4 protein-coding genes and 1 pseudogene are annotated in these 8236 nt (G+C 40.2%); 1 reads left to right on the forward strand and 4 read right to left on the reverse strand.

Annotated features, from left to right (window positions below):
• Positions 1-15 precede the first annotated feature (15 nt).
• From EA341_RS13205 to EA341_RS13220, 4 genes are all read right to left on the reverse strand, one after another.
• Positions 16-3174 carry an efflux RND transporter permease subunit gene (locus EA341_RS13205; protein ID WP_293015323.1) on the reverse strand — a complete coding sequence of 1053 codons (3159 nt, stop codon included), beginning with the start codon at positions 3172-3174 and terminating at the stop codon, positions 16-18.
• Complete coding sequence (locus tag EA341_RS13210) at positions 3171-4283, reverse strand: efflux RND transporter periplasmic adaptor subunit (RefSeq protein ID WP_293015325.1); 1113 nt, start codon at positions 4281-4283, stop codon at positions 3171-3173. Before EA341_RS13210 ends, EA341_RS13205 begins: the two co-directional genes overlap by 4 nt.
• The gene (locus EA341_RS13215; RefSeq protein WP_293015327.1) at positions 4280-5563 is read right to left on the reverse strand and encodes a TolC family protein; all 1284 of its coding nucleotides are present in this window, start codon (positions 5561-5563) and stop codon (positions 4280-4282) included. Before EA341_RS13215 ends, EA341_RS13210 begins: the two co-directional genes overlap by 4 nt.
• A 143-nt stretch (positions 5564-5706) precedes the next feature.
• Positions 5707-7140 (reverse strand): aldehyde dehydrogenase family protein, encoded by a 1434-nt coding sequence (locus tag EA341_RS13220; protein WP_293015329.1) that lies wholly within the window; start codon positions 7138-7140, stop codon positions 5707-5709.
• A gap of 440 nt (positions 7141-7580) precedes the next feature.
• On the opposite strand from EA341_RS13220, the pseudogene EA341_RS13225 reads away from it, so the two are divergent.
• Positions 7581-8236, forward strand: a pseudogene (locus EA341_RS13225) (hypothetical protein); the annotation flags it as partial.

Below are 8236 nucleotides of genomic sequence, written 5' to 3' on the forward strand. Positions count from 1 at the left end.
TCAAGATAGAAATAATCAGGTATCTTTTTTCTCTTTCAATGCGGCAAGTTCCTTTTCAGAATAGGCCCATCCCGTAATCAAAACAAATAGTACAGGTACAATGAAAATAGTCATCAACGTAGCCACAGTCATTCCTCCAAATACAGTCCATCCAATGGTTTGTCTAGCCAAAGCACCGGCACCACCTGCAAAAACCAACGGCATAATACCCAAAATAAAGGCCAATGAGGTCATGATAATGGGCCTAAGCCTAAGTTTTGAGGCTTCAATCACTGCCTCCCTGATACCCATACCGCTATCCACCCTTTCTTTGGCATACTCAACTATCAGTATGGCATTTTTAGCTGCTAAACCTATAAGGGTCAAAAGACCAATCTGTGCATAGACATTATTATCCAATCTTGGAATCAAAAGCAAGGTGATGATGGCACCAAAAGCACCCGTAGGTACGGCCAAAAGAACTGAAAAAGGCACAGACCAGCTTTCATACAATGCCGTGAGACAGAGAAACACAAAAATGATCGAAAGCAGAAATATCAATATGGTACTTCCTCCGGTAGCTACTTCTTCTCTTGTAATTCCTGAATATTCAAATCCATAACCTGATGGAAGGTTGTTTTTTGCAACTTCCTCCAATGCCCTGATGGCATCACCCGAGCTTTTGCCCTGCGCCGCCTCACCATTGATTGTGGCTGAACGGAAAAGATTGAAATGACTGATCAAAGGTGCATTTTCTATTAAGTTGACTTCTGTCAGATTACTTAAAGGAGTAAGTCCTCCTTCTGAATTTCTAAGGAAAAACTGACTCAAAGATTCCGGGCTCTCCCTGTAGGCAGAATCAGCCTGGGCGAGTACGCGGAAGTTTCGGTTGTAAAGGATAAAATCATTGACATAGACACTTCCCAGGTAAGTCTGTAATGTTTGATAAGCTTCACCAATATTGACACCCAATCTTGCGGTTTTTTCCCTATCAAGGTTAATTTGAAAGGCTGGTGTACTTGCACTGAAGAAGCTAAATGCAGAAGCAATATCTTCATGTGCATTGATATCTCCAATAAAGGCTTTTAAGTTGGACTCGAAATCTTTGATGTCCCCACTATTGTCAAACTCCTGAAAAATAAAGGTAAAACCAGATGTGCTCCCCAGCCCGGGAATTGCGGGAGGAGCAATGATAACCACCTCTGCTTCCGGCATTCTCTCAGCCAGAATTTTTTCCAGCCTATCCCTGACCTCGAATGCATTTTGTCCTTTACCCTTTCTCTCATCCCAAGGAGTAAGCTGAGTAAACACCGTCCCACTGTTTGATTTGGATGCGAAATTGACTGCATTAAGTCCTGTTACAGCTGAAAAATGAAGTACCTCTTCCTGTTCTTGAAGGATATCCATAAGTTTATTGATGGTGGTGAGGGTCCTATTGGTGGATGAACCTTCAGGTAGCTCAAAAGTAACGAAAAGCCGACCCTCATCCTCTGTGGGAATAAATCCTGTAGACTTAAGCTGGAACATAAAAATGGTCGCTGCACCCAGAAAAAGGAGGCCGATTACAATGACTTTGATTTTACCCAAGCTCCACTCTACCGCAGTATCATACCTCTTTTGTAGTTTATCGAAAAGCCGGTTGAAATGGAAGAAAAACCTATCCAATCCTCTGCTTTTTTCACTGATGCTACTGGGCTTGAGCAGGAGTGAACAAAGGGCTGGAGTAAGGGACAAAGCCACAAAGCCTGAAATCAAGCCCGATACAGCTACGGCCATTGCAAACTGCTGGTAGAGCCGACCAATAATACCCGGAATAAACCCTACAGGAATAAAAACTGAGGCTACTATCAGAGACATGGCTATAACAGGTCCCGAAATTTGTTTCATGGCTTCGGTGACAGCTTCTTTTGCAGAGACACCCTTTTTTTCCATGATCGCAGCAGTAGCCTCCACCACTACAATGGCATCATCCACTACAATACCTATTGCCAAAACAAAACCAAATAGGGTCAAGGTATTGATTGTGAACCCTAAGGGGATAAAAAGGGCAAAAGTACCTATGATAGAGACAGGGATGATCAATATAGGAATTAGGGTCGCCCTCCAATTTTGCAAAAAAACGAAAACGACCAATATCACAAGTCCCAAAGCAATGAACAAGGTTTTCACGACCTCATTGATGGATTCTGACACGACTGAGGCAGATTCAAAAGGAACAATATAATCCAGGTCTTTGGGAAAATTGGCTTTTAGCCTTTCCATAGTTTCTCTTATGCCCTGTTCTGTTTCGAGTATATTACTTTCCGGAGTCTGATACACCAAGAGGTATGCAGCAGGATAGCCATCCGTAAAATTATTGGTAGCATAGTCGAATCGTCCCAATTCCACCCTTGCGACATCTTTAAGATATACCAGGGCGTTGTTTTCAGGGTTATTTTTGAGGATGACATTCTCAAACTCCTCCACAGTTTCCAGTCTACCATTAGTGAATACTGTATATTCAAAGGCTTGAAACTCTGTTTGGGGAGGGGCTCCGATCCGTCCTGCAGCCACTTGAAGATTTTGTTCCTGTAAGGCGGCTATGGCTTCATTGGCAGTGATACCCAACTGTGAAAGCCTATCAGGCTTCAGCCATATCCTCATGCTGAAATCTTCAGCCCGGGCAAAAATATCCCCTACTCCAGGAACTCTGAGAAGTTCATCTTTTACAAATATATTGGTATAGTTATTTAGAAAATCAATCCCATGAGTACCTTCTGGACTGAAAATAGATACAATCAGGAGGATACTGGGGTTCCTTTTCCTAACCACAATTCCAAGTCTTCTTACCTCCTCTGGAAGTAAGGGTTCAGCTACAGAAATTCTGTTCTGTACTTCCACAGCAGCTACATCTATATCTGTACCTACTTCGAAGGTGATATTCATCGTCAGCCGGCCTTCACTGCTTGCTGTACTTTCAATGTAAGACATTCCTGGAGTACCATTGATTTCGGTTTCCAAGGGAGTCATGACCGTTTGTTCTATGGTCTCAGCATCGGCACCGGTATAAGTAGCGGTGACCTGAATAACAGGAGGTGTAATGTTAGGGTATTGTGATACGGGAAGTGTGCTGATTGCCAAAATACCAAGCAGCAAAATGAAAAGTGAAATTACAATGGCAGTGTTGGGCCTTCTTATAAAAGTATCTGCTATCATGATTCCTTTTCCTCAATGATTTCAACCTTATCTCCATCCTTCACCTTTTGAATTCCTTTGACAATAATTTTTTGCCCAGGCTCCAACCCTTCCTCAATTACTCTTTTATCTTGGTAATTCCTTCCGGTTTTTACTTTGACCTGCTTTACCACCTCATCTTCTACCAGAAAAATAGAAAATTCCCCCATCTGTTCTTTAATGGCTGATTGAGGAATCAATAAAACCTTTTCCTTTTCAGTCTCCTTGACGATTAGGGTGGTACTCATTCCGGGTCTTAATTTTCTTTCTTTGTTGTCGAATTTGAGGCGGATCTGAATGGTTCCTGTATTTCTATTTACTGCCCTATCCAATATTTCGATTTGCCCGGAATGTGGGAAAGCGCTACCATCACTTAACCTAAGTGTAAAAAGAGAATCTTCCATTGCATTTTCATAGGCTTTCAATTCCTGAAACATATTTAAATATCTCTCTTCAGGATAAAAGTCTATTCCCATAGGATCATCTCTTGAAATAATGTTAAGCAGGCTTTCTCCGGGATTGACCAAACTCCCCATTCTCACTTGACTGAAACCTATGGTTCCATTAAAAGGCGCATATATACTGGCATATTGCAGGTCGATGCTTGTATTTTCAAGTTCAGATTTGGCCGCATTGAGTTCTTGTTCGGCATTTCGAAGCTCATTCAGCGCATTATCATAAATCTGTGCCGCTATGGCGTCTTCTGCTTTTAACCTTTCATACCGTTCAAAGTCTTTTTTGATTCTTTCCAAATTTGACTCAGCAATGGAAACTGAGGAAGCAGCCTGCTGTTTTCTGGCTTCGTATCTCGTAGGATCAATTTGATACAAAAGTTGGCCCTTCTTGACTTCCTGACCCTCTTTAATAAAAATCCCAGTAACATACCCTACTACGTCAGCACGTAGCTCAACCTCCTCCAAAGCAACCGTGGTGGCGGGGAAATTTCTTGAAAACCTCAATTCCTTTTCTTCGGCAATTGTTACGGTAACTTTCTCCCTCTTTTCTTCATCCTTTGACTCTCCACATGACAAGAGCAGTAGCAGAGGAATCAAGAATATATTTGTGATCGGTATATATTTATCAAGTCTCATATTTCCTCCGTTTGAATTTCTCCTCTTGCCCTCAACAAATCCATTTTGCTGGCCATCAATCTAAACAAGGCATTGATATAATTGATCCGGCTAGTCCTGAGATCAGTCTCAGCCTGAATAACCTCAAGAAAATTTTTCACTCCTTCTTCATACTGTAAGCTTATGGTATTGTAAATCTCTTCTGCTGTCTCTTTAATCTCTCCCTGAATTTTCCACTCATAGAGATAGGATTTATATGTACTCAAAGCCTCCTGATGTTCGCGGTTGATTTGTAATTGCAGTTCACTTTGGGCGACTTCCAATTGCCTCAATTGAAGATCTGCTGCCCTGATTTCAAAATTCCTTCTACCTCCCTGAAAAATGGGGAAAGCCATTCTAAAGCCCGCAAGAGAATTTGGAAAGGCAGTATTGAAAAGCTGGCTTCCATCAAGAGTCTGGTAGATGATATTGTAATTGAAAAACGCATCAATATTGGGAAGAAAAGCCCTTCTTGAAAAGGCCAATTCAGCTTCCTGAATATTTTTTTGGGAGATTAAATATTGGGTTTCAAACCTCCTCTCGTAATCCACTCCTTCCAAAGTATCCATTTGGACTTGACTGATAAGGGTATTCAGGTCATAATCCAACTCTAGCTGAGTCTCTCTGGGCAATCCAGCCAACTCCTTGAGCCTGGCCATACTGACTTGAAATTGTTCTTTTGCTTGAAAAAGAGCAGATCTGGAATTTTGAAGGGCGATACTAGCCCTCTTGTAATCAATATTATCTGATATTCCGGCCTCATAAAGAGATCTTGCATCTTTCAGTTGCCTTTCCTGCCTTTGGATATCCTCTTGCCGGATTCGGATTTCTTCCTGACTGAGTAATGCCTCATAAAAAGCCTTACTGGTATTCACGTTGAGGTCTATTTTTACCAGCTCTAGATTCTGTTCTGCGGAGGCCCTCAGATAATTGGCTTGGCCTTTTGCCCTAAACAGGTCATTGTTGACAATGGATTGGTTTAGAAAAAAATTGAGATTAGAATTAAAAGGAACTCCGGTTCGAACTTCTTGGACTGCTCCGGATTCGGGATTGTTAAAGTCTGGAAATATGGCCACAGGCTGTTCAAAATACCTGAAATAATCAGCTTCAAGGCCAGCCTGTGGAAGCCAGCCCGATAGTGATGACTTGACATTATTATCAATAATTTCCCGCTCCATCATAGACATTCTTAGAGCCGGTTGATTTAGATAGGCTATTTTGATCAGCTCATCCAATGTCAGCTTCTGGTTTTCCTGCGCCATGAGAATGGTAGGAATAAAAAGAAAAATAAAAATGAAAGATTTTTTCAAAGCGAATATATAAGAAGATGAATTTGAAAAACCATGTAGACCACCATTTTTCAACTATTCATACCTTTTATTGTTTAATTATTACACTTTTCAAGTTAGAACCATTTCAAAAGACTATCAATGATTTTTTTGCTGGTAAAGCCATAGGGAGGATAAAGGGGCTTTGAAGCGGTTAGGCCGACTCTCTGATGCATTACTGACTTTTCATTACTGAAGGCCAAAAACCCAAAATATCCATGTGCTTTCCCAATACCTGAATTATTGACTCCTCCGAATGGAAGCTCATTTTGAAGGAAATGAATCACACAATCGTTGGCAAGAGCCCCACCCGATGAAGTTTCTTTGATCACCCTTTTTATATTATTTGAATCTTTGGAAAAAACATAAAGTGACAATGGCTTTGGTTTGAGATTGATGTAGTTAATTGCTTCCTCCAAGTCATCAAATGTGATCACAGGCAGAATTGGTCCGAAGATTTCTTCCTGCATTACTTCCATATCTTCTGAAAGGTCAGTAAGGATGGTAGGTTCAAAAAAGTTTTCTGTCTCATCTATATTACCCCCATAGAATTTTTGAGCACCTTTGAGTTCCGCATCAGCCAAAAGGTTTTTGAGTCTTTTTAGGTGCTTCCCGTTTACGATTCGAGCATAGTCCTTACTTTTTACCACTCCTTTACCAGATGAATTATACATTTTTCCAATTTGGGTCTTGATTTCTTTTAAGAAATCGTCTTTGACCGAATGGTGTACCAGGATATAATCAGGAGCGATGCAGGTTTGTCCACAATTCACAAATTTCCCCCAGATTATTTTTCCGGACGCATCTTTCAGATCTGTATTGGCATCGATGATAGCAGGCGACTTCCCTCCCAACTCTAAAGTAACGGAACTGAGGTTTTCTGCTGCTGCCTTCATGATGATTTTTCCAACAGCTGGACTTCCTGTGAAAAAGATGTGGTCAAAAGGTTTGGCCAAAAGCATCTGCGCTACTTCTATTTCTCCTTCGAATAAGGCCACCTGACTTTTGTCAAAGGTCTCTCCAACCAAACGTCTCAATAATGCCGAAGTATGAGGAGTAAGTTCTGATGGCTTTATAATAGCAGTACAACCTGCAGCAAGGGCCGAAACCAATGGCCCTAAGGCGAGGTTGAAGGGGTAATTCCATGGAGCAATGATGAGACTGGTTCCTTTTGGTTCACAATGAATATAGGATTTTGTCCCCAACATCGGCAAAGGAGTGGACACTTTCTTAGGCTTCACCCAGCTGTCAATATGCTTGAGGGCATGTTTGATTTCTGAAGTAACTACAAAAATTTCCGATATATCTATTTCTGCATACGGTTTTTTGAAATCCGCATGTATGGCCTTTTGAATATCTGTATGATTATCTTTTATCCAAGTAAGTAGTTTTTCCAGTAAAACCTTTCGTTCCTTGACTGATTGGTTACGGTTTTGGACAGATTGCTTTTTTTGAATCAAAAAAGTTTCATCAATCTCGACTTGTATATTTTCTTTGGTTATGGTTTCCATATATTAAGGTTTTTGATGATTGAATATACTCATTAAAAACAAAAAGCGAACCTTGTGTTTGAAATGGATCAAAAACTTAATTTATTAAAGCAGCGTTATACAAGTGTCACCCAAAATTAATTTCAAATATGTATTGGAGCTTGGAAAGGATTATTCCCAAAGAGATTTTGGGAAATAATCAAAAAATGAGAGTTATTAAGGAATACATTAAGAACCTCAAAACAGAAAAAAAAGTTAAAAACCAAGGAGGCTGAGGCCTCCTTTTTTGTATATCAACACTTTTTAAAATACTTTTGAATCAAAAAAAATGCATTTCGCATAAAATATTTTTGCTTTTATTTGTTTATGAAAAACAAAAAAGTGTATTTTTACAACAATATAATTAGTATAAAGATTTAATCACCCCGTTTTATCACCCAGTACTATTCTTATAACCCTGCATGAGGCCTTCAAATAGCTCTTTTCAGCCCGCTTTACCAACACTTGATATATCAGTGAGTGGTAATTATGTCTTTTTGAAGGGAGCTCTTTTAATCATTTTGTTTTTTCTCGTCAATGTTGCTCTTGCTCAAAACACTGTTTATGTCGATAAAAATAACAACAGTGTCGGAATCAAAGAAATTACCCTGATCGTAGATAAAGGCGGAGCCCAAGAGCGTACCATAGTTCAAACGAATGAGGGTGAAGAGAATCCAATGCCCGAAGATGTCACTGTAGAAATTGGATCAATACTTTTAGAAAACGGGCAGAGAATTTTTGCTACTTCCAGATTCCCTTCAGTAAAAAGTGCTAATCCTCTTTTGGGTAGCAACCAATCATTTTCGGAAATTCAGGTAGTGAAATATAATCATAGTGACCCTTCTCAGCATATCACGCATGCCAATAATCTTGAGAATTTTCTCAGAGCAATGGAGGAAGTTGTCTCTATTCCTGATTTGAGATCTTATTGGGATATTAGCCCCACGCCAATTTTGGAAGAGAATAACGCATTTGTGGATATCATCTATCCCAATCAAATTCCATCTTCCGGTTACATGATGATTGCTGAGCGACATGGTAATTCGGGGTTAGATCTTATGCCTTTGGATGCCAAGGG

Source organism: Mongoliibacter sp. (assembly GCF_007692705.1).
Lineage (GTDB): Bacteria > Bacteroidota > Bacteroidia > Cytophagales > Cyclobacteriaceae > Mongoliibacter.

Coding starts and splice junctions, on each gene's coding strand:
- EA341_RS13215 (WP_293015327.1), bottom strand. CDS start 5,563: ATGGCGCAGGAAAACCAGAAGCTGACATTGGATGAGCTGATCAAAATA.
- EA341_RS13220 (WP_293015329.1), bottom strand. CDS start 7,140: ATGGAAACCATAACCAAAGAAAATATACAAGTCGAGATTGATGAAACT.
- EA341_RS13205 (WP_293015323.1), bottom strand. CDS start 3,174: ATGATAGCAGATACTTTTATAAGAAGGCCCAACACTGCCATTGTAATT.
- EA341_RS13210 (WP_293015325.1), bottom strand. CDS start 4,283: ATGAGACTTGATAAATATATACCGATCACAAATATATTCTTGATTCCT.